This window comes from Mesorhizobium sp. P2_D6, from assembly GCF_056404315.1.
In genome coordinates, this window is the sequence record NZ_JBFUEG010000005.1 from 162,676 (window position 1) to 184,623 (window position 21,948).

The 21,948-nt window shown below is 63.7% G+C and carries 20 protein-coding genes and 1 pseudogene; 7 read left to right on the forward strand and 14 right to left on the reverse strand.

The features are described from left to right. Positions 1–109: 109 nt before the first annotated feature. From AC1D1L_RS12805 to cpaB, 7 genes are all read right to left on the reverse strand, one after another. Positions 110–1,075, reverse strand: coding sequence for a type II secretion system F family protein (locus AC1D1L_RS12805; protein WP_477341735.1), 966 nt, complete (start codon positions 1,073–1,075; stop codon positions 110–112). Between the two features lies 1 nt (position 1,076). Continuing rightward, the gene (locus AC1D1L_RS12810) at positions 1,077–2,042 is read right to left on the reverse strand and encodes a type II secretion system F family protein (protein ID WP_477341737.1); all 966 of its coding nucleotides are present in this window, start codon (positions 2,040–2,042) and stop codon (positions 1,077–1,079) included. Between the two features lie 4 nt (positions 2,043–2,046). Next, a complete protein-coding gene (locus AC1D1L_RS12815) occupies positions 2,047–3,468 on the reverse strand; it encodes a TadA family conjugal transfer-associated ATPase (RefSeq protein ID WP_192258762.1) in 1,422 nt (473 codons plus the stop codon). After that, entirely contained in the window at positions 3,465–4,679 is a 1,215-nt protein-coding gene (locus AC1D1L_RS12820) for a CpaE/TadZ family protein (RefSeq protein ID WP_352588834.1), read from the reverse strand. Before AC1D1L_RS12820 ends, AC1D1L_RS12815 begins: the two co-directional genes overlap by 4 nt. Before the next feature lie 44 nt (positions 4,680–4,723). Next, positions 4,724–4,990, reverse strand: coding sequence for a hypothetical protein (locus AC1D1L_RS12825; protein WP_477341739.1), 267 nt, complete (start codon positions 4,988–4,990; stop codon positions 4,724–4,726). Between the two features lie 4 nt (positions 4,991–4,994). After that, positions 4,995–6,395, reverse strand: coding sequence for a type II and III secretion system protein family protein (locus tag AC1D1L_RS12830; RefSeq protein WP_477238481.1), 1,401 nt, complete (start codon positions 6,393–6,395; stop codon positions 4,995–4,997). Positions 6,396–6,473: 78 nt separating this feature from the next. After that, positions 6,474–7,379, reverse strand: coding sequence for a Flp pilus assembly protein CpaB (gene cpaB, locus AC1D1L_RS12835; RefSeq protein ID WP_192258766.1), 906 nt, complete (start codon positions 7,377–7,379; stop codon positions 6,474–6,476). Positions 7,380–7,639: 260 nt separating this feature from the next. Here cpaB and parE point away from each other — a divergent pair, with 260 nt between their 5' ends. Next, positions 7,640–9,694 carry a DNA topoisomerase IV subunit B gene (gene parE / locus AC1D1L_RS12840; protein ID WP_352588822.1) on the forward strand — a complete coding sequence of 685 codons (2,055 nt, stop codon included), beginning with the start codon at positions 7,640–7,642 and terminating at the stop codon, positions 9,692–9,694. A gap of 44 nt (positions 9,695–9,738) precedes the next feature. Further along, on the forward strand, positions 9,739–11,802 hold the full coding sequence (locus AC1D1L_RS12845) for an FUSC family protein (RefSeq protein WP_477341742.1): 2,064 nt from the start codon (positions 9,739–9,741) through the stop codon (positions 11,800–11,802). A 4-nt stretch (positions 11,803–11,806) separates the two neighbouring features. Here AC1D1L_RS12845 and AC1D1L_RS12850 read toward each other — a convergent pair whose 3' ends face one another. Beyond that, entirely contained in the window at positions 11,807–12,928 is a 1,122-nt protein-coding gene (locus AC1D1L_RS12850) for a DUF2336 domain-containing protein (RefSeq protein WP_112564644.1), read from the reverse strand. 151 nt (positions 12,929–13,079) lie between these two features. Between AC1D1L_RS12850 and AC1D1L_RS12855 the strand changes: the two genes are divergently transcribed. Together AC1D1L_RS12855 and AC1D1L_RS12860 are read left to right on the forward strand one after the other, a co-directional pair. Further along, on the forward strand, positions 13,080–13,532 hold the full coding sequence (locus tag AC1D1L_RS12855; RefSeq protein WP_477341744.1) for a MaoC family dehydratase: 453 nt from the start codon (positions 13,080–13,082) through the stop codon (positions 13,530–13,532). Then, on the forward strand, positions 13,532–14,413 hold the full coding sequence (locus AC1D1L_RS12860; protein WP_477341745.1) for an HpcH/HpaI aldolase/citrate lyase family protein: 882 nt from the start codon (positions 13,532–13,534) through the stop codon (positions 14,411–14,413). Before AC1D1L_RS12855 ends, AC1D1L_RS12860 begins: the two co-directional genes overlap by 1 nt. Before the next feature lie 69 nt (positions 14,414–14,482). On the opposite strand, the gene AC1D1L_RS12865 is transcribed toward AC1D1L_RS12860, so the two are convergent. Next, complete coding sequence (locus tag AC1D1L_RS12865) at positions 14,483–15,067, reverse strand: nitroreductase family protein (protein WP_477341747.1); 585 nt, start codon at positions 15,065–15,067, stop codon at positions 14,483–14,485. On the opposite strand from AC1D1L_RS12865, the gene AC1D1L_RS12870 reads away from it, so the two are divergent. Together AC1D1L_RS12870 and AC1D1L_RS12875 are read left to right on the forward strand one after the other, a co-directional pair. Continuing rightward, positions 15,051–15,242: a hypothetical protein gene (locus AC1D1L_RS12870; protein WP_477341749.1), complete on the forward strand. Its 192-nt coding sequence runs from the start codon at positions 15,051–15,053 to the stop codon at positions 15,240–15,242. The two genes, AC1D1L_RS12865 and AC1D1L_RS12870, sit on opposite strands and share 17 nt — an antisense overlap. Next, positions 15,235–16,200, forward strand: coding sequence for a hypothetical protein (locus AC1D1L_RS12875; protein WP_352557526.1), 966 nt, complete (start codon positions 15,235–15,237; stop codon positions 16,198–16,200). Before AC1D1L_RS12870 ends, AC1D1L_RS12875 begins: the two co-directional genes overlap by 8 nt. A 10-nt stretch (positions 16,201–16,210) precedes the next feature. Here AC1D1L_RS12875 and AC1D1L_RS12880 read toward each other — a convergent pair. Together AC1D1L_RS12880 and thrS are read right to left on the reverse strand one after the other, a co-directional pair. Continuing rightward, positions 16,211–17,147 (reverse strand): annotated as a pseudogene (locus tag AC1D1L_RS12880) (lysophospholipid acyltransferase family protein). 84 nt (positions 17,148–17,231) lie between these two features. Then, positions 17,232–19,205: a threonine--tRNA ligase gene (gene thrS, locus AC1D1L_RS12885; RefSeq protein WP_477341752.1), complete on the reverse strand. Its 1,974-nt coding sequence runs from the start codon at positions 19,203–19,205 to the stop codon at positions 17,232–17,234. A gap of 207 nt (positions 19,206–19,412) precedes the next feature. Between thrS and AC1D1L_RS12890 the strand changes: the two genes are divergently transcribed. Further along, a complete protein-coding gene (locus tag AC1D1L_RS12890; RefSeq protein WP_477341754.1) occupies positions 19,413–20,249 on the forward strand; it encodes an SAM-dependent methyltransferase in 837 nt (278 codons plus the stop codon). An 11-nt stretch (positions 20,250–20,260) separates the two neighbouring features. On the opposite strand, the gene blaOXA is transcribed toward AC1D1L_RS12890, so the two are convergent. The 3 genes from blaOXA to AC1D1L_RS12905 all read right to left on the reverse strand — a co-directional run bounded on the left by blaOXA (position 20,261) and on the right by AC1D1L_RS12905 (position 21,881). Continuing rightward, positions 20,261–21,076, reverse strand: a complete 816-nt coding sequence (gene blaOXA, locus AC1D1L_RS12895; protein WP_477341756.1) for a class D beta-lactamase — start codon at positions 21,074–21,076, stop codon at positions 20,261–20,263. A gap of 153 nt (positions 21,077–21,229) precedes the next feature. After that, positions 21,230–21,598, reverse strand: a complete 369-nt coding sequence (yidD, locus tag AC1D1L_RS12900) for a membrane protein insertion efficiency factor YidD (RefSeq protein ID WP_477341758.1) — start codon at positions 21,596–21,598, stop codon at positions 21,230–21,232. Between the two features lie 124 nt (positions 21,599–21,722). Continuing rightward, positions 21,723–21,881 carry a hypothetical protein gene (locus AC1D1L_RS12905; protein ID WP_477341760.1) on the reverse strand — a complete coding sequence of 53 codons (159 nt, stop codon included), beginning with the start codon at positions 21,879–21,881 and terminating at the stop codon, positions 21,723–21,725. Positions 21,882–21,948 lie beyond the last annotated feature (67 nt).

A 21,948-nucleotide genomic window follows, 5' to 3' on the forward strand; every position in this document is an offset into this window, starting at 1 on the left:
CTCATTTGCTGGTTTTGCCGAAGCAGCCGCACTGGCCGGTCCCGCGAAATCCAGGCATGGCTAATTGAAGTGAGTAACCGCAGGAAGTCGCCTGATGGCTCCGACTTATCTACTGCGCGGCAGTCATTTTGACGATGATCGGGATGACGGCGATCATCAGCACCACCGGCAGGATGCACACCACCACCGGCACCGACATCTTGGCCGGCAAGGCATGTGCCTTTTCCTCGGCCAGCGACATGCGCTTGTGGCGCATTTCGTCGGAGAACACACGCAGCGCCCCGGCGAGGCTGGTGCCGAGTTCCTTGGACTGCTGCAGGAGCGTGGCGAAGGAGCGCACCTCGTCAAGGCTGAGGCGGTCGGCGAGCGCCTTCAGGGCATCGTCCAGGCTGCGGCCAGCCCTCAGTTCCAGCGACACCAACTGCAGGTTCTGGCTGAGCGACGGATAGGTCTTGGCCAGTTCCTTCGAGACGCGCTCGATGCCGGCTTCCATGCTCATGCCGGCATCGGAGCAGACGATCATCAAATCCATGAAGTCGGGAAAGCCGTTGCGGTATTCGCGCATCTTTTCCCGCACCTTCTGGCTGAGCACCATGCCGGGCACGAAATAGCCGGCGGCTCCCGACAGGATGATGAAGGTCCAGCGGCTGGTCGCGGTGGAATCGGCGCTCGCCATCCAATGGTTGACCAGGAACGCGCCGATCGCGGCTCCCACGAGGCAGGCGAAGCGGATCAGGAAGAACGTGCCGACCGCGCGTGGCTCCATGTAGCCCGCCTGGATCAGCTTCATGCGCAGCCGGGCGACATTTTCCGGATCGCTCTTGGCGTAGAATTCCTGCGCCCGCTTAACCGCCTTCTCGCGCACGACGCTCTGGCTCTTCTTCGGCGCCGCCTCGACCTGTTCGGGAGCCTTCCTGTCATCGACCTTGAGCCGGCGCTTGAGATCGTTGCGGTCGCCTTTGGCCAACACCAGCGGCCATGCCACCGCGCCGCCGCCCAATGCCAGGAGCAGCGCGGCCACCGGCATCATCGAGGTCGGCGCCAGCGAGGCGAGGAACTGGATCACCTGTTCCATCTCAGAACCGGAAGTTCGACATCTTGAACATGATGATGTTGCCCAGCATCAGCCATGACACCGAGCCGCCCAGCAGGTACCAGGTCTTCGGCACATCCCATACCTGGCTGTAAAATTGCGGCATCAGCACCATGATGGCGGCGAACAGCAGCGCCGGAACCGCCGTCAGGATGTAGGCCGACATACGGCCTTCCGTCGAAATGGCGCGCACCTTCCGGCGCAGCTTGCCGCGTTCGCGGATCGTCGTCGACAGCCCGTCGAGGATCTCGCGCAGATTGCCGCCCGAACTCGTCTGGATCGACACCGCGGTGACGAACAGCGGCAGATCCTCCTGGCCGACCCGGTCGAACAGTGAGTTCAACGCCGAGACCAGGTCGGAACCATAGGTCACCTCGTCGGAGACAACGCCGAACTCTGTGCCGATCGGATCGGGCATCTCGCGCGACACCATGGAGATCGCCACCGGGACCGGATGCCCGGCTTTAAGGCCGCGCGTGATCAACTCCAGCGCTTCCGGCAGTTGCACGCCGAACCGCTTGACCCGGCGGCTGCGCTTGCTACGCAGCACCAGCACCGGCAGCAGTGGCGCGAGCATCACAAACAGCAAGATGGCGAGCAGCAGCGGCAGACCGTACCATAGCGCGGTGAGCATCATCGCCAGCGCCACGCCCGTTGTGATCATCAGGAATTTCGGCAACGGCATCACCATGCCCGACTGCGTACGCAAGGCGCGAAAACGATCGGGCGAGAACAGTGAGGTGCCGGCGTCCAGGCCGCGCTCCTTGCGCAGCTGGATCAGCACCTGTTCCTGGCTGATCTTGTTTTCCTGCAGCTTCATGCGCCGGTTGATGGCCAGGCGCTTGTCGCTACGGCCGGCATAAAGCAGATAACAGCCTTCGGCGATCATGATGCCGGTCAGCGCCGCCGCGGCATAGACGACATAGATCGGGCTGAAACTCTCGAACACCAGCCTACTCCTGCGGTCGGCCGGGTTCGAAATATTTACCGGGGAATTCGATGCCCATATTGCGCAGATCCTCAAGAAAGCGCGGGCGAATGCCGGTCGCCTCGTAGTGACCGAGGATGGTGCCGTCGGCTTCCATGCCAGTGCGCACGAAGCGGAATATCTCCTGCATCTGGATGACGTCGCCTTCCATGCCGGTCACCTCGGCGACGCTGGTCACCTTGCGCTTGCCGTCGGACAGACGCGTCAGCTGGACGATAAGGTCGAGCGCGCTGGCGATCTGGCTGCGGATCGACTGCACCGTCATCGGCATGCCGGTCATGCCCAGCATCTGCTCCAGGCGTGAAATGGCATCGCGGGGCGTGTTGGCGTGGATGGTCGCCATCGAACCTTCATGGCCCGTGTTCATCGCCTGCAGCATGTCGAAGGCCTCCTCGCCGCGGCACTCGCCGAGGATGACGCGATCGGGGCGCATGCGCAGCGCGTTCTTAACCAGGTCGCGCTGCTTCAGTTCGCCATGACCTTCAATGTTGGCGGGGCGCGTTTCCATACGCGCGACATGCGGCTGCTGCAGTTGCAGTTCGGCCGCGTCCTCGATGGTGATCAGCCGCTCGTCTTCCGGAATGAAGGCCGACAGGGCGTTGAGCATCGTCGTCTTGCCGGTGCCGGTGCCGCCCGAGATGATGGTGGTCTTGCGGGCATGCACGGCGGCGGCCAGCACCTCGGCCATATTCTGGGTGATGGCGCCGAACTCGACCAGTTTGTGCAGGCCGAGCTTGTTCTTGGAAAACTTGCGGATCGACACCAGCGGCCCGTCGACGCCCACCGGCCGGATGGCGGCGTTGAAGCGCGAGCCGTCGAGCATGCGGGCGTCAACCATTGGCTGCGATTCGTCGACCCGGCGACCGACGGCGGCGACGATCTTGTTGATGATGCGCAACAGGTGCGCCTCATCCTTGAACGGGATGTGGACCTGCTGCAGCTTGCCGCGTTTTTCGACAAAGCAGTTCTGGTGGCCGTTGATCAGGATGTCGTTGATGTCGGGGTCCTTGAGCAGCGGCTCCAGCGGACCGAGGCCGACCATCTCGTCGACGATGTCGTCGACCAGCGACTCGAGCTCGACGGTGTTGATCGCCATCCGCTCCTGACGGGTCTTTTCCGATACGAATTCCTGCACCTGCCGACGCATCTCTTCCTTGGGCAGGCGCTCCAGCGCGACAAGGTTGATTTCCTCGAGCAACAGACGGTGAATGCGCACGCGGGCGTCGAGCACCTTGTTGGCGCTTTTTCCCGGTGTTGTATCTGGCTTCGGCGGCGAGGCCTTGCGGATCGTCGGAATGACCACCGCATGATGCGCGACCGGCGCCGCATCGGCGGGCTTCAGCGGGCGGACGTCACGGTTCTGCAGGGTCGAGAAGCGACTGGTCATCCCGCTTTCCTCTTCAGGAGGCCCCTGCCGATGCCGAACAGCGAGCGTGATTTCTCCGGCGTCGCCACGGCTTCCTCCGGCAGGATGATCTTCTTCAGATCGTTGACGACATTGGCGTTCGGGTCGATCTCGTGCAGCGGCACGCCGCGGTCGACCGCTTCGCGCACCAGCCGGTAGTTGTTGGAGATGCCGCCGACGAAATGCTCGCCGAGGATTTCCTGCACATCCGCCTGCTTGATACCGTTGTCGAACATCTTCTGCTCGAACCGGTTGACGATGACATTCGGCTTCACTTCCTTGCCGGCCGTCTCGTAGACTGCCTGGATCAGCCGCTGTGTGTGGCGCAGGCACGGCACCGTCATTTCGGCGACGATGTAGAGCTTGTTGGAGCCGAGCAACACCGTCTCCGTCCACGGGAACCAGGTGCGCGGCATGTCGATGACGACATTGTCGAAATAGGCCGAGACGAGATCGAGCATGCGCACCACGACATCGGTCTTGAACGAGCGCATTTCCGATGGATGTGTGGGGGCGGCCAGCACGCAGAGCCCGCTGGCATGCTTGGACAGCATCACATCCAGCAGCTGCCGGTCGAGGCGCTCGGGCTGGTTCTCGATTTCGGTGATGTCGAAGCGCGGCTCAAGGTCGAGATATTCGGCGCAGGCGCCCTGCTGGAAATTGAGGTCGACCACGCAGGTCGACGCGCCGCGGGTCACCGAATGATGCAGCTGGAAGGCGGTTTGCAACGCCAGCGTCGTGGTGCCGACGCCGCCGGCGGCCGGCATGAAGGTGTAGATCTGCGACTCGGTGTTTTCCTCGCGTCCCGGCCCTTGCAGCGCGCGGATAGCGGAGCGCACCAGGTCTGCGGTGGTGATCGGCTTGACCAGGAAATCGGCGACCTGCAGCTGCACCAGGATGCGCACCGCGGCGGCGTTGAACTCCTGGGTGACGACGACCACCGGAACCCGGCCTTCGAGCCGGCGCATGATGCGCTGCAGCGACTCGATCTCTTCCAGCTTCGCCGCATCCATGTCGACGATGAGCGCGCCGAAATCGGCTTCCTGGACCTCGCCGCGCAGTTCGGAAATGTTCTTCTCGACGGTCGAAAGCTGGATCACCTCCGAGGCCGCGAACGCGGTGCGCGTATCCTGCACAAAGGTCCGGTCGCTGGACACCAGCAGGATTTTCTTGGTCTTGATGCCGCTTGCCATTTTGTCAGCCTGTCAGGTCATTCCCGGTCAAATCGCCAGGAAGATCAATCGGTTGTCGACGTTGGTTGCACGGCCTTGGCGCCCGCCGCCTGATCGGCGGCGTTCACCGCCGCCTCACTGCGCTGCGCCGGCACCAGCAGCCTGGTGTTCTGGACGCCGTACTTCCAGGGATCGACCATCTGCATGGCCGTATTGGCAGCCTGCGCGTTGCCGGCGCCGGTCGTCGGCCCCTCGCTGCGGATATAGTCGTCGCTGGTGCAGCCGCTGGCGAGGCCGGCGAACAGCAGGGCGATGCATGGTCCCATGCGCATGGCTTCAATCCTTCGGCAGGTCGAGGAAATGCCCGACCGTGGTGACCGGGGCCGGCTGTGCCGTGCTGCCGCTGGCCATTGCCATTGCGCGGTTGGCGTCGGACGCCTTCACTTCTTCGGTGTTGTTGAGGAAATAGTCGACATTGCTGGCCGGCTGCGTGCCGTCGGTCGGCTCGAGCAACTTCTTCGACGGATCGACCGGCTTGACCAGATAGGGGGTGACGATGATCACCAGATCGGTCTCGCGCCGCTGATAGGATTTCGAAGAGAACAGCGGGCCGAGCACCGGCAGCTTGCCGAGGCCGGGAAGACGCGACGTGGTGATGTCGTTCTGCGATTGAAGCAGACCGGCGATCATGAAGCTCTGGCCGTTCTTCAGGTCGACCGATGTCCTGGCGCGGCGCACGATAAAGCCCGGCACCGAAATCTCACCGATATTGTAGGAGGCCGAGGCATCGATCGAAGACACTTCCGGCGCGATGTCGAGGCTGACCAGTCCGTCCTTCAGCACGGTCGGCGTGAAATCCAGGCTGACGCCGTATTTCTTGTAGCTGACCGAGATCTTGCCATTGTCCTCGGAAACCGGGATCGGGAACTCGCCGCCGGCGAGGAAGCTTGCCGTCTGCCCCGAACGGGCGATCAGGTTGGGCTCGGCCAACCGCCTGGCAAGGCCGCGCTCCTCCAGTGCCTTGATGGCAACGTCGATCGACAGGCCGTTTGACAGCAGCCGGCCGATGATCTCTCCATTGCCCGCAGCCGGCAACGCGCCCGGCTCGATGGTGACGTCTCGCCCGCCAAGGCCGTAAGCGAAATTGGCGCTGTATTTGGCGCCGAGATCCTGTCCGGCCTGGCGGTTGATCTCGACGAAGCGGACGTTGAGCTGAACCTGCTGCGAGGACGAGATGTTGACCGAATTGATCACTTCCTCATTGCCGGAGAAGCGGCTGGCGATCTTGCTCGCCTTCTCGGCGGCGACCGCGTCGTCCGCCTCGCCCGACAGCACGACGCGGCCATTGGCCGAGCCGACCTTGATCTTGGCATCCGGCACGCTGGCGCGGATGGTGCTGGCCAGCTGGTCGGTGTCCAGCGTCACCTCGATGTCCACGGTGCCGACCAGCTGCTTGTTCTCGTCGAACAGCGCGATGCCGGTGGTGCCGAGATTGTTGCCCAGCACATAGAAGGATTTGTCGGTCAGCGGATTGACGTTGGCGATCTCCGGATCGCCGATAACGATCTGGTAGAAGGCGGCATTGGTCATGATCGTCTTCGGCTTGCCCTTGGCCACCTTGATCGACGCATTCTTGGTCGACGACACATAGACGATGTCGTTGTCGGCCCTGGCCGGCGCGCTGAGGCCGAGCATTGCGGCCGCGGCGAGGCAAGCCGCCATCGCAAGCGCCCGCATTGGGCGCAGCCCTTTCGTCATCCGATATGCATGAAGTCCCGACATCTGTCCCGTCCCTCGCCCGGTCCCCACCGGCAGTTATGGCTGGTCCCGCGCAGGAACCTGGTATTCCTCGACCTGCGTGCCGCGCGTCACGATGATCGTCTTGAATTTCGGCTTCTCAGGCTCCTTGGTCGCGGCCGTGAACAGCGCGCCGGCAGCAGCCTGGACGCCGGACGCGACCGACCCGCCGAAGGATGAGATGGTGGTGACGCCGTCCTTTGCGGCACCGCCGTCGGCGGAGGAGCGGAGCGACAGCGACAAGGTGCCGACGGTGCGGGCAAGCGCCACTTTCTGCGCGCCGTCCGTTGTTACCTCGATGGTTACGGAATTGGCGATCTGCGGCGTGGTCTGGCGCTCGTCGGCGCCCTGCCCGACGGTCAGCACCCTGGCGTCGGAGACGACGATTTCGGAGGTAACGGTCGAACCGGCCGCGCCTTGCGCATTCTTGGCCACTTCCTGGATTTCGCCGGCATCGCGTGTCAGCACCACGTCGACGCGGTCGCCCGGCATCACGAAGCCGCCGACACCGGCGATCTCGTCGGTGCGGATGGTCACCGCCCGCATGCCGGGCGTCATCATGTTGGACAGCGTCGCGCGGCCGTTCGGCCCCGACAGCTTGCTGAGCAGCACCGGCTCGTTGATCTCGATCGGCGACAGCACAACACGGCTGCCTTCGGCAAGCAATGCGTTGATGGTGGTGAAGGCGCCCTGCGGCACGGACTCTTCCGACCATGGGATTTCAGTGAGCTGTGCGCGGTCGAGTTCCATGCCGTAACGCAGCGGTGCGTTGGCCACCACAATGGTCTTAAACTCAACTTTTGGGGTCACGGGCGCCGGGATCGCCGCCGTCTTTTCCTCGGCATCGGTCCTGGCCTGGCTCTTGACCCAGAAATCCGCGGCAAAGATCGAGATCGCGCCGAAGACGGCGGCGATGCCGATCATGGTTATGGCCTTGCCCCTCACAACTAACCCCTGACACCCTGATGGTCTTTTGTTTATTGAGGCCCACACTAGGCCGCTTGGTTAAAGATTCAGGAATCCCGACCGGTCCCCACGGACCTATTTCCGCCGGCTTGGTTATCGAAAGGTTTTAGGATAAGAAGGGGTTAAATCCCCGAACGTAACAGGAACTTTGGTCGCTTGGCGCTGAAAAGCGTGGCAGTATCGACGGGTGATTCGCGGCACCGGATTCTATGGCAGGCATGGACGACAACAACGATCTTTTCGGCAATCTGGAAAAGCAGCCCCAACCGACCCGGACAACGGCGCGCCCAGCTGATCCGCTGGTGCAGGCCGCGAAGCGTCCCGTTGCGACCAAGGATGGCAGCGAAGGCTACAGCGCTGCCGACATCGAGGTGCTGGAAGGGCTGGAGCCGGTGCGGCGCCGTCCCGGCATGTATATTGGCGGCACCGATGACAAGGCGATGCACCATCTGTTCGCCGAGGTCATCGACAATTCGATGGACGAGGCGGTCGCCGGCCATGCCACCTTCATCGACGTCGAGCTTTCGGCCGACGGGTTTCTGACCGTTACCGACAATGGCCGCGGCATCCCGGTCGATCCGCATCCTAAATTCAAGAAGCCGGCGCTCGAAGTCATCATGACGACGCTGCATTCGGGCGGCAAATTCGACTCCAAGGTTTATGAGACCTCGGGCGGCCTGCACGGCGTCGGCGTCTCCGTCGTCAATGCGCTGTCGGACCATCTCGAAGTCGAAGTGGCGCGAGGCCGCCAGCTCTACCGCCAAAGATTCTCTCGTGGCGTTCCGGTGAGCGGGCTGGAGCAGCTCGGCGAAGTGCACAACCGCCGCGGCACCAAGATCCGCTTCCATCCCGACGAGCAGATCTTCGGCAAGGGCGCAGCCTTCGAGCCGGCGCGGCTCTATCGCATGACGCGCTCGAAAGCCTACCTGTTCGGCGGTGTCGAGATCCGCTGGAGCTGCGATCCGTCGCTGATCAAGGAAAAGGACCAGACGCCGGCCAAGGCGGAGTTCCATTTTCCCGGCGGCCTGAAGGACTACCTCAAGGCATCGCTCGGCGACGACTTCCAGGTGACGCGGGAAATCTTCGCCGGCAAGAGCGAGAAGCAGGGCGGCCACGGCTCGCTGGAATGGGCGGTGACCTGGTTCGGCGGCGACGGCTTCATCAACTCCTACTGCAACACCATCCCGACCGGCGAAGGCGGCACGCACGAAGCCGGCTTCCGCAATGTGCTGACACGCGGGCTTCGCGCCTATGCCGATCTCGTCGGCAACAAGCGCGCCTCGATCGTCACCTCCGAAGACGTCATGATCTCGGCGGCAGGCATGCTGTCGGTGTTCATCCGCGAGCCGGAATTCGTCGGCCAGACCAAGGATCGGCTGGCGACGATCGAGGCCATCCGCATTGTCGAGACCGCCATCCGCGATCCCTTCGACCATTGGCTGGCCGACAATCCGCAGGAAGCCTCCAAGCTTTTGGAATGGGTGATCGCGCGCGCCGACGAGCGGGTGCGCCGGCGTCAGGAAAAGGAAGTGTCGCGCAAGAGCGCGGTGCGCAAGCTCAGGCTACCCGGCAAGCTCGCCGACTGCACGCAGAATGCCGCAGCCGGCGCCGAGCTGTTCATCGTCGAAGGCGACTCGGCCGGCGGCTCGGCCAAGCAGGCGCGCGACCGCGCCAGCCAGGCCGTCCTGCCGCTGCGCGGAAAAATCCTCAACGTCGCCAGCGCCGGCAACGACAAGCTGGCCGCCAACCAGCAGATTTCGGATCTGATCCAGGCGCTCGGTTGCGGCACGCGCTCGAAATATCGCGACGAGGATCTGCGCTACGACCGCGTCATCATCATGACCGACGCCGACGTTGACGGCGCCCATATCGCGTCGCTGCTGATCACCTTCTTCTACCAGGAAATGCCGGGCCTGGTGCGCGACGGCCATCTCTATCTGGCGGTGCCGCCGCTCTATTCGATCCGGCAAGGCGGCAAGGTCGCCTATGCCCGTGACGATGCGCACAAGGACGAGCTGTTGCGCACCGAATTCACTGGCCGTGCCAAGGTCGAAATCGGCCGCTTCAAGGGCCTGGGCGAGATGATGGCCGCGCAGCTCAAGGAGACCACCATGGACCCGAAGAAGCGCACTTTGCTCAGGGTCGATGTGAACGAAATCGATTCAGCCACCAAAGACAGGGTCGATGAGCTGATGGGCACCAAGCCTGAGGCCCGCTTCCGCTTCATCCAGGAACGCGCCGAATTCGCCGCGACGGAAGTGCTGGATATCTGAGCGTCAGCCGGTCTAGCCTGCGCTTCCGATACGGAGACCAGCTTGTGATCTGGCTGAAGAGCTATTTCGAAGCCAGTTTGGCGGGGCTGGCTCAGCCGACACGCTCGGACTGGATTTTCGCGCTACGCACCGTTTCGGCCGGCCTGATCGCGCTTCTCGTTGCCTACGCGCTAAAACTCGACCACCCGCAATGGGCGATGATGACAGTCTTCATCGTCGCCCAGCCGGTCGCCGGTATGGTGCTGGCGAAAGGCTTTTACCGGCTGCTCGGCACGCTGGCCGGTGGGCTTGCGGCGATCGGCATCACCTCCGTTTTCGGCACCAACCCCTGGCTGCTGGTCACGGCGTTGTCCGTCTGGATCGGCCTGTGCACGCTGGTTTCGTCGCTGCTGCGCAACCCGGAAGCCTATGGCGCCGCACTTGCCGGCTATACCGCGATGATCATTGGGCTGCCGGCCTTCGGCCAACCGCATGTGATCGTCGATCTCGCTGTAGCGCGCTGCGCCGAGATCGTGCTCGGCATCGTCTGCGCCGGGCTGACCAGCCGGCTGATCCTGCCCAAGCTGGCGGCCGATGCCATCATATCGCGGCTGAAGCGCAGCATCCTCGATCTTGCCACCTATGCCGGCGGCGCTTTTTCCGGCGGCGACCCGGCGACGCTGGCCGGCCTGCATCGCAAGCTGATCAGCGACGCCCAGACGCTGGCCGAGATGCGCACCTATGCCCGGCTCGAAGCACCGAGCTTCGCCACCCGCGCCCATCCGGTCCGGCGCACCATCGGCCAGCTTTTGTCGGCGCTGTCGGCGGCGCGCGCGCTGCATTCTCACGCCGCGCCGAAAAACGCTGCACTCATCCCGGTGCGCTCCGAACTGCAGTCGCTGGTCAGCGAACTTGCAGCCACGTCCAAGGCGCTGGACGACACGTCGCCCTGGGTGACGCGGCTTGAGGCGATCGCCGGCAAGGCCCGGCAAATGCCCGACGCCTCGACCGATCAACGCGACGACAGGGTCGGCTCCATAACGCGCCTCACCATCGCCGCCGATTTCGCAGAAGCCTTCAAGCAGGTGTTGCGCGGTCTCGATGCCCTGCGCGCACCGGTGACCCGTCCTGGTCAAGGCAACAGGCAGCAGCCCGCGCTGGTGGTGCACCGCGACTACCCCGGTGCTTCGCGCAATGCCATACGCGCGGCCCTCGCCACGCTGGCGGTCGCCGCCTTCTGGCTGACGACGAAATGGTCCGACGCTGCCGGCACCGTCATTCTCGTGGCCGTCGTCTCCAGTCTTTTCGCCGCCCGGCCTGACCCGGTGCAGGTGTCATGGGGCTTCTTCAGGGGAACGCTGCTGGCCCTGCCCTTTGCCTTCCTTGTCGGCCAGATCGCGCTGCCCGCCCTGCCCGGCTTCAGCTGGTTCACGCTGTTTGTCGTGCCGATCCTGATTCCGACGGCGCTGGGCATGGCCAATCCGCGCACCGTCGGGGTGGCGACCGCCTTTGCCATCAACTTCCTCGCCTTCCTCAGCCCGCATCAGGCGATGACCTATGCTCCGGGCCCGTTCTTCGCCGGCTCGGCGTCAGTGCTGGTCGGCATCCTGCTGGCGATCGGCGTCTTCATCGTTGTGCTGCCCGCCGATCCGTGGCTTGCGGCCAACCGCATCGTCCGCGCCATGCGAGAGGACTTGGCCCGGCTTTGCCTGCATGAGCGTGTGCCGCGGCGTTCGGCCTTCGAGAGCCTGGCCTATGACCGTATCAACCAGCTGATGCCGCTCTTGCAGAACGCCGGCAGGAAAGGCGATGCCGTCCTCGGCGGCAGCGTTGCCGCCGTCACCGTCGGTCTCGAGATCCTGCGGCTGCGCACTGCACAGCAGAACCCGGCCACGCCTTCCGAAACCGCGCTTTCGATCGGCAATTTCCTGCGCGGCCTGGCGCGTGAACTGCTCTTTCGCGCATCCGGCGATCCGCAGACGGCGACGGTCGCCGTCGCCCGGCAATATGCAGCCGGCCTCAGCGAGCGCGGCGACAGTGCCGAAACGCTGCAGATTGCAGCCTCGCTGCGCATCATCGCCGCGGCGATCGAGGATTTCCCGGATTTTTTCGCCAAGGATCGGGACTAGGAAGTCATGCTGCGGCGATCGCCAGCGCATGGCCGCGCGCGTTTTCGCGCAGCGCGTCGAGATGGATCGATTTGACCAGGCCGGCGAGATCGCCCTCAGTGGACTGGCCGCCGAGTTCCTTCAGCATCAGCCAGCTAACTTCCTGCACGCCGGCGACGCGCTTGCCATTGGCGACCTCGCGCCAGATCTTGAGCGCCCGCAGGATGATACCATGGGTCGGAGCGGCAAGACCGGCGCCGCGAAACAGCGCCTGCAGCGCAACGTCTTGTCCGCCGGCAAGCAGCGCCCGCACCCGTTGCTCCGACTGCTGGCTGAGCGCGACCAGGGTCGAGCCAAAGAAGTCGACCTTGCCGTGGGCAATCGTGCGGATGATGAAACTTGCGGTCAGGTCACCGCGCAGGCGCAGATGCTCGATGAGTGCGGCATGTTCTTCCGTGCGCGTGCCTTCGACCAGCCGCACCGAAGCCTTGACGCAGGCATCGCGCGTGACGCGCTCGGCTCTCGCCGCCCCCATCAGCGCCATCACCAGCGGTGAACCCTTCAGCGTTTCGCCGAGCTTGACCAGCAGCATGTGCCGGCAGTCGGCAGGCAGCCTGATATCGGTGACCATTGCCTCGCGCAAATGAGCGATATGGCCATGCCGCTCGGCCATGCGGCGAAAGCTGAGCGATGCTATATCGGCACCGTCATTGGCGAGCAGCGCGGCGCATGCTTCCGGTTCGCCGATCTCGGCAATGGCCGCGGCAACCGCCATCGAGACGACCGGCCGGTCGGCGATCAGTTTTTGCGTCGCTTTGTGACCGGCCGCAACGCGGTCGATCAGATCGGCATCGGTGAGCAGCGGCGAGCGTGCCAGCACCAGGGCTGCAACCTCCGGCTGATCGGAGGCGAGCGCGCTGATGATCTGCAGCGGGGCGTGATGGCTCATCGACAGTGCCTCGGCCAGCGCCAGCCGCACCTTCGACGAGGCGTCGTCAAGCAGCAGCGTCAGCGCCGCCTCGGCGGCGCAGCGGTCCTCGAACGGCAGGTCGGAATTGATATAGGCGCGGGCGAGCGCGCTCGCCGCCGCGGCACGCTCCGAAACCCTCGCCGTGTAGATCCATTTGAGAAAATGCGAGACAACCATACTGCCTGCTTATGCCCCTTGCCGGAAAGCTTCCGGCCCCAGGAATGACCCTAGGCAGAAAAGGTTTACGAACGGTTCACCATGTTTATTAACTGGCTTGCGGGTGGCATGGGCAGCGCCTATCAACGTCAGGCAGCAGAGGAGGACGATAATGGCCGGGCTTTATCTCGAAGAGTTCGTCGTCGGCCATGTCTTCCAGCACACCCTGCGCAAGACCGTCACCGAGAGCGACAACATGCTGTTTTCGGTGATGACGCTGAACCCGCAGCCGCTGCATATCGACTTCGACTTCGCCGCCAAAAGCGAATGGGGCAAGCCGCTGGTCAATTCATTGTTCACGCTCGGCCTGATGATCGGCATTTCCGTCAATGACATCACCGTCGGAACCACGGTCGCCAATCTCGGCATGAAGGAGACGGTGTTTCCCCACCCGGTTTTCCACGGCGACACTATCCGTGTCGAGACGACGGTGCTCTCGGTCAGGGAATCGAAATCGAAGCCGGACCGTGGCATCGTCGAGTTCGAGCATCGCGCCTACAATCAGAGCGATGTGCTTGTCGCCAAATGCACGCGCCAGGCGATGATGATGAAAAAGGCGATCTGATGCGCTCGCTGCTGTTTATGCCGGGCGATTCCGAAAAGAAGCTGGAGAAGGGCTTTGGCGCCGACGCCGACGTGGTCATCGTCGACCTCGAGGATTCCGTCGCGCCACAAAACAAGGTGGCGGCGCGCGAGATCGCGGCACGCTTCATTGCCGGCAACAGGCAGCAGACAAGCTCCGCCATCTATATCAGAGTCAACGATCTTTCGACCGGATTGACCGACGACGATCTGGCAGTGCTGGTGGCAGTCAAACCGGACGGCATCATGCTGCCGAAGTCGAACAGCGGCCAGGATGTTCAGCAGCTCTCCGCAAAGCTCCGCGTGCACGAAGCCGAAAACGGATTGCCGGACGGCGGCATAAAAATCCTGCCGATCATCACCGAGACCGCTGCCGGCGTGCTTGCCGCCGCGAGCTATGCGGGGGTAAGCGCCCGGCTTGCCGGCCTCACCTGGGGTGCGGAAGATCTGTCGGCTGCGATCGGTGCGCGCGCCGCGCGCGACGACAACGGCCGCTATACCGATGTCTTCCGTCTTGCCCGCTCCATGACCATCCTCGCCGCCGGCGCGGCCGAAGTCGCGGCGATCGACACGGTCTTCCCCGCCTTTCGTGACATGGCTGCCTTCGAAGCCGAATGCGCCGAGGCCGAGCGCGACGGCTTTACCGGCAAGATGGCGATCCATCCGGCGCAAGTGCCGGTCATCAATGCCGCTTTCACACCCTCGGCCGAGGCGATTGAACGATCGCAGGCCATCGTCGCAGCGTTCGAAGCTGCCGGAAATCCCGGCGTGGTCGGCATTGACGGCAAGATGTATGACCGGCCACATCTGCGGCTGGCCGAACGGCTCCTGGCCCGGGCCGGCGCTGCGGGCGTTTCTAGTTAGTCCGTTGAGTGTAACGCCGCCCAACGGCCGCTCGTCGGCACGGATGCGCCGGCTCACGACGGCACGCGTTCAAGCCTTCCACGGCCCCGTATAGTCGGCATAGAGCTTTGCCGGATCGGGCCGCGGCCGTTCCGGCGCCGGGCCCTGGTAGGAGCCGATATGGACGAAGCCGACGATGCGTTCCTGCGGCGCCAGCCCCAGCAGCGCCCTGCCCTCGGCCACGTCGGAATACCAGTTGCTGATCATGTTGGTGCCGTAGCCCAGCGCATTGGCCGCGATCATCAGGTTCATCGCCGCCATGCCGCCGGACAGGAACATTTCCCATTGCGGGATTTTTGGGTTGTCCTTCGGAACCGACACCACGCCGATCACCAGCGGCGCACGCGAAAACCGCGCCAGCTCCTGGTTGTGGCGGTTTTCCGGCAATGGCCCTTCGCGCTGTTCGGCAAGGGCGGCGAGCTTCCTGCCGATCTCGACGCGCGCTTGGCCGCGATAGAGGATGAAGCGCCAGGGCTCCAGCCGGCCGTGGTCAGGCACACGGCTTGCAGCCGCGATCATGGTCGCGATATCGGCATCGCTGGGCGCCGGCTCCTTCAATTCAGGGATCGGTGCGGAATTTCGGGTCAGCAGGAAGTCGATGATCGGCGACGCCATGGGGGCCTGGTCTCCTAAAGCACTCGATTTTGAGCTGAAGCGCGCCATTGCGGATCGGGGGCGGCTCGGGCATTGGCGCGGACGCGCCGGACGAAAGAGCCTGTTGCCAAGGCGGACCGGACTCTTAAGCCTTGAAATTGCCACCGCCTTGGGCTTCAACGCAAGGCATGTTTGAGGGGACATTGCGCCTTTTCCTGATTTGGCTCGCCGCCGCGCTGTTGATGGCGCCGGCCTCGATGGCCATGGCGCAGAATGCCGACGGCATCTCCAATCTGAAACTCCCCGATATTTCGAGCTATACATCGCCCAAGAGCGAGACGTCGCTGGCGCTTAGTGGCGGTGGCGCCATCACGCTGTCGGCCCAACTTACCGACAAGGGCGCCGATATCACCCGCGGCATCGTCTGGCGCGTGTTCAAGCCCGAGGCCGCCAGCGACGGCAAGCTGCCGATGGTGGCGTCCGCGCATGGCGGCACCGCGGTGTTCCAGCTCGAACCGGGCAGCTATCTGGTGCACGCCTCCTACGGACGCGCCGGCGCCACCAAGCGCATCACCGTCGGTAAGGACGCCAAGCGCGAAAGTCTGGTGCTCGATGCCGGCGGCCTCAAGCTCGACGCGGTGCTGTCCGGCGGCGTGCGCATTCCACCGAAAAAGCTGCGCTTTTCCATCTATGAGGGCACCGCCGAGGCCAATGGCGACCGCGCTTTGATCATCCCCGATGTCGAGCCGAACAGCGTCGTGCGGCTCAACGCCGGCGTCTACCATGTCGTCTCCACCTATGGCGCGGTGAATGCCGTCATTCGCTCCGACATACGCGTCGAGGCCGGCAAGCTGACCGAAGCCACGGTCGAGCATCGTGCGGCTGAAATGACCATGAAGCTGGTGCGCGAGACTGGCGGCGAAGCCATCGCCGATACATCCTGGTCGCTGCTCAACGAATCCGGCGATCCGATCAAGGAAGCCGTCGGCGCCTTCGCCTCGATGGTGCTGGCCGAAGGCCAATACACCATCATCGCCAAGAACCGCGACCGCATCTACCAGAAGGATTTTACCGTCGTTGCCGGACAGAACCAGGAGATCGAGGTCCTGGCCACCGAGGCCTCGGCGATCGATCCCGAGGAAGGCGCCGACTAGTTAGCGTTTCTCAGGCGGCCTTGCGCAGGCGGCGCGGCAGAAAGTGGACGCGGCCACGCGGTGCATCCGGCGCCAGATCGAAGACGCCGCGATGAAGACGGTCGAGCAAGGTCGCGGTCGCGCAGCGGCTCCAGTTCGGCCCAGTTCAGCACATTGCCGACGCGCACGTCGATCGCCTTGCCGGACAGCCGCGCGAATTCGCGGATGAGCATCGAAAGGCGCAGCGTCAGCGACGCCTTGCCGACGAATTTCGCCACCCTTCCCTCGCGCTCGGCCATGTTCATCGGGCCGCTGACCAGATGGAACAGCCGGCCGTTCTGTCCGGAAAAATGCATCGGCACCACCGACGCCTTGGCATCCTGCACGAGGCGCGCCGGAAACATCTTCCACGGCAGATCGCGCGCCCGGCCAAAGCCTTTCGGCGCGGTGGCGACGCCTCCGGCCGGAAACACGACGATGGTGACGCCCTCTTTCAACAGCCGAACCGCCTCGTGGCGCACCGCCATGTTGTTCTTCACGGCGTCCTTGGTCTCGGAAAAGTCGATCGGCAGCGAGTACGGTTCCATCTCGCGGATCTTGAGCAGATCCTTGTGGATCATGACGCGGAACGGACGTCCGAGTTGCTCGACCAGCGACAGCACGGCAATGCCGTCGCCGATGCCGAACGGATGGTTGGCGACAATCACCAACGGCGTGTCCGGCAGCTTCGCCGGCGGCCACTGATCGGCGCTGCGCACCTTGACGTCGATGAGCTCCAGCATGCGGCTGAACACGCGCTCGCCGGTCGGCGCCACCTGGCGGCGCCAAAAATCGTAGAGCGCAGCATACCGGTCACGTCCCGACAGGCCTTCAATGGAATGGATGAACCAGCGCGTCAGCGCGGGCTGGCTCGCATTGGCGTAGGACAGCTCGGGAAACGGTCTTTCCCGCATTTTCAGCTTGAGCATGTGGGCTCGTTACAGGGTTGGCGTGACAGGCATGTGAAAATGGCGGTGGATCGCTCCACCGCCATTCCTGCAGATATTGATGCTTCAGGCCGCGCGCCGTCTGCGGTCGGGCGAAGTGGCCTCGTCGGACAGCGACTTGAGCGCATCGGCCAGCGTCAGCGATTCCTGGTCGCGGGAGCCGAGCCGGCGGATGTTGACCGTCTCCTCCTCCGCCTCGCGCTTGCCGCAGACGAGGATCACCGGAACCTTGGCCAGCGAATGCTCGCGGACCTTGTAGTTGATCTTCTCGTTGCGCAGATCGGCTTCGGCGATAAGCCCCGCCGCCTTCAGCTGTGCGACAACCTTTCGCGCGTAGTCGTCGGCATCCGAGGTGATCGTCGCCACCACCACCTGCAGCGGTGCGAACCACAGCGGGAAATGACCGGAATAGTGCTCGGTCAGGATGCCGAGGAAGCGCTCCATCGAGCCGCAGATGGCGCGATGCACCATCACCGGCTGCTTCTTTTCCGAATCCGAACCGATGTAGAAAGCGCCAAAACGCTCCGGCAGGTTGAAGTCGACCTGCGTGGTGCCGCACTGCCATTCGCGGCCGATGGCGTCCTTCAGCACATACTCGAACTTCGGCCCATAGAAGGCGCCCTCGCCCGGATTGATCGAGGTCTTGATGCGGTTGCCCGACCGCGTCCTGATCGTATCCAGCACGCTGTTCATGATCGCTTCGGCGTGGTCCCAGGCCTCGTCGGTGCCGACGCGCTTGTCAGGTCGCGTCGACAGCTTCACGCTGACCTCGTCGAACCCGAAATCGGCATAGGTCGACAGGATCAGGTCATTGATGCGCAAGCACTCGGCGGCGAGTTGATCCTCGGTGCAGAAGATATGCGCATCGTCTTGCGTGAAACCGCGCACGCGCATCAGCCCGTGCAGCGCGCCGGACGGTTCGTAGCGATGCACATTGCCAAATTCTGCAAGCTTTACGGGCAGATCGCGATAGGATTTCAACCCATGCTTGAATATCTGCACGTGGCCCGGACAATTCATCGGCTTCAGCGCGAACACGCGGTCGTCGTCGGTGTCGTCGCCGGCCACCGTCACCTTGAACATGGCGTCGCGATACCAGCCCCAGTGACCCGACGTCTCCCACAGGCTCTTGTCCAGAACCTGCGGCGCGTTGACCTCCTGGTAGCCTTGTTCGTCAAGACGGCGGCGCATGTAGTTGACCAGGTTCTGGAACATCTTCCAGCCCTTGGCGTGCCAGAAGACGACGCCCGGCCCCTCTTCCTGGAAATGGAACAGATCCATTTCGCGGCCGAGTTTGCGGTGGTCGCGCTTCTCCGCCTCCTCCAGCATCGTCTGGTAGGCATCGAGCTCAGCCTGGTCGGCCCACGCCGTGCCGTAGATGCGGGTCAGCATCGGGTTGTTCGAATCGCCGCGCCAATAGGCACCGGCCACCTTCATCAGCTTGAAGGCGTTGCCGATCTGCCCGGTCGAGGCCATGTGCGGCCCGCGGCAGAGGTCGAACCAGTCGCCCTGGGCATAGATCTTGAGATCCTGGTCCTCGGGAATGGCATCGATCAGCTCGAGCTTGTAGCGCTCGCCCTTCTCGGCAAAGACCTTTTTCGCTTTGTCGCGCGACCAGACTTCCTTGGTGAACGGCTTGTTGCGCGCAATGATCTCGCGCATCTTCTTTTCGATCACCGGGAAATCGTCCGGCGTAAACGGCTCGTTGCGGGCGAAGTCGTAATAGAATCCGTTCTCGATCACCGGCCCGATGGTCACCTGCGTTCCCGGCCACAGCTCCTGCACGGCCTCCGCCAGCACGTGCGCCGCATCGTGGCGGATGAGCTCCAGTGCGCGCGGATCGGTGCGGGTGATGATCTCGACCTTGCCGGGCTTGCCGAGCGGGTCGGAAAGATCACGCACAGTGCCGTCGATGGCATAGGCGACGGCTTTCTTGGCCAGCGACTTCGAGATCGATTCGGCCAGCCCAGCACCGGTCATCGCCGCGTCGTAGTCGCGGACGGAGCCATCGGGAAATGTCAGGGAAACGGAATTCAGCATCAGGTATCTCCTATCCAGTCCCGCAAACGAGCGCGGGTGGTCGTGGTGTGAAGCCGGAGGCATCCGGCAGCGGGCGGGTTTTAGAGGCAGCACGGTAAGAGGTAAAGAGCCGTCGATGGCGCAGCCGTCAGGAATTGGCGCGACAGATGTCGCAGGCCAGTCGCACAGGCTTGCGAATTTCCCCGACACGAGGTTGGAATCCCCGGCATGAAAGACGCAAAACCCAGCCGAACCGCCATGGGCGTCGCGCGCATGCGGGCCCTCCACCAGTTCTCACCGCAGGCGGCGCTGTTTCGCGACCCGTATGCGAGTGCGATACTGGGCGATGCCGCACCGACGGCAAAGGAGCTCGAGCAGGAAGATGAGCGCAGCCGGCGCATGCGCCTGTTCGTGGCCTCGCGTGCCCGTCTCGCCGAGGACTGGCTGGCTGCGGCGGTGCGCCGGGGCGTTCGGCAAGTGGTGGTGCTCGGCGCCGGTCTCGACACTTTCTCGCTGCGCAATCCGTACCCGAATGTCGCGGTGTTCGAAGTCGATCATCCGGCAACGCAGGCCTGGAAACGCAAATGCCTCGCCGATGCTGGCCTTGCCGAACCGCCGGCCACCACGTTCGTGCCAGTCAATTTCGAGCGGCAGAACCCGGCGGACGAACTGGCATTAGCCGGCTTGAGGCCAGCCGAGCCCAATTTCTTCATCTGGCTGGGCGTCGTTCCGTATCTGAGCCAGGAAGCGATCTTCAGCACCCTGTCCTGGATTGCCGGCATGCCCGGTTCGGAGGTCGTCTTCGACTATAGCGAGCCGGCCGAGAACCGCGATGCGGCGGGTCAGGCTGCCCTCTCCTTCCATGCAGCGCGCGTCGCCGCTGTCGGCGAGCCCTGGATCAGCTTCTTCGTCCCCGCCGCGCTGGCGCGATCGCTGCGCGAACTCGGCTTCGATGAGATCGAAGATCTGGAAAGCAGCGAGATCGCCGCCCAATTCTCCAGGGCGCCAAAGGCAGAGGCAAGGAATTCCGGCGGCCACCTCATCCGTGCCCGCCGGAGCGCTTAAGCCACGCAAGGTCACTTCACCAGCTGCGGCAAATCCTTCAGGAACGCCGTGCGCGTCGCAGGGCCTTTCGGCGTGTCGACCGGCTTGGTATCGACCACCAGCCGGGCAAAGACGATCCGGCGTCCGCCCTTTTCGGCCCAGCCGACGAACCAGCCCAGCGAGCGCTTGTCCTTGCTGTTGCCGAGCCTTGTGCTGCCGGTCTTGCCCTGCACCGTCCAGTCGCCGGCCTGAAAACTCGGCAGGATGGCTTGGGTCATCTCATGCGCCTTGGCCGTAACAGGCATCTTGCCGGCAAGCAGCTGGCGCAGGAAGGCTGTCTGTTCGACCGGCGATATCTGCAGTGAGGAATTTATCCAGGATTGCGTGAGCCCGTTGTCCTTGCCGGCATCGCCCGAGACATCCATGTTGCCGTAGCCGAATTTCGAGACGTAGCCGGCAAAGCTTTTCGCGCCGAGCCGGCGCACGATCTCGCGCGAATACCACACGATCGAGTCGCGCTCCCAGATCGTCGGGTCGACGGTTTTGTGGTCGCGCTTCACGGCCTTGAATTCAGGCTTGTAGTCCCAGCGCGGCGTATGCGCGTCACTCAGGATGCCGCTGTCGTAACCGATCAGCGCCAGTGGCACCTTGAAGGTGGAAGCCGGGCTGACGCGTTGGTCGCAGACGCCGTTCTGATAGAGCGTCTCGCCGCTCGCCGCGTCCTGGATCAGCGTGCATGCGACATCGCCGAGCGGCGCCGAGTGCGCCCGCATCGGAAACCCCAAATACCAGGCCAGAAGGAACAGGACCGCGGCAATGATAAAGGGATGGGTTTCGATCCGACGCATGTGAGCTCTCCTGGGAATGACAGGCGCTTAGCGAGTTGTCTTGGCTCGATTTTGACTCAAATGCGCAGTCTTTGTGCAGGCCGTTGTTAACCCTACCGGACCGTAAAGAAATGCGGCCTTGGCGATCTGAATCAAGGGCCAAGAGGGTCGCCGTCAGGCCTCGCCGCGCTTCTTGCCGATCCGCCAGTACCGCCAAGGCATGAACCAGACATAGCGTGGGGCGAGCACCTCCGGAACACGGTCTATGCCATGCGTTCCGAACGGCCCGCAGCGCAGCACGCGAAACAACCCCATCCAGCCACCGGCCCACAAGCCGTGCCGGGCAATCGCCTCATGCGCGTATTCGGAACAGGTCGGCAGATGCCGGCAGGAGTTGCCGACAAAGCCGGACAGCGTCAGCTGGTACAGCCGCACCAGCGACGTGCCGAAAATGCGGCCGGGCGTCCTGCGCCAGGGACCGGGCCAGTTGCGCCCGCGCTGGGTCTGTCCGGGGGCATGCACATGCCGGTGCTGGTCGCCCACGGCGATCTCTTTCTGAACGTGATCCGAACCCGTTTTTCAGGATCGGCTTGCGCTTCCAAGCCGATAGATGTGAGCTTCGGCAGGCAAACGCAATCCCGTTCACTCACTTGCTTCCCTGTCGGCATCAGGGTCGCGAGCGACGAAAGGGATGCCGCTCCGTTGGACTCGCCCAGCGGGTGGCCGGCCGTTCCTCGATGCGCGGGGCGTGATGCCGCCTGTCGCCCTGCCATTGAAACGTCGCGATCCGCATCACATCGCCAAAGATTTCCAGAAACTGGATCATGTCCGTGTCTCCTTTGAGAGCGGATTAGACGCCCACTGGTCTTCGCCTTCAAACGAGTATAATTTCC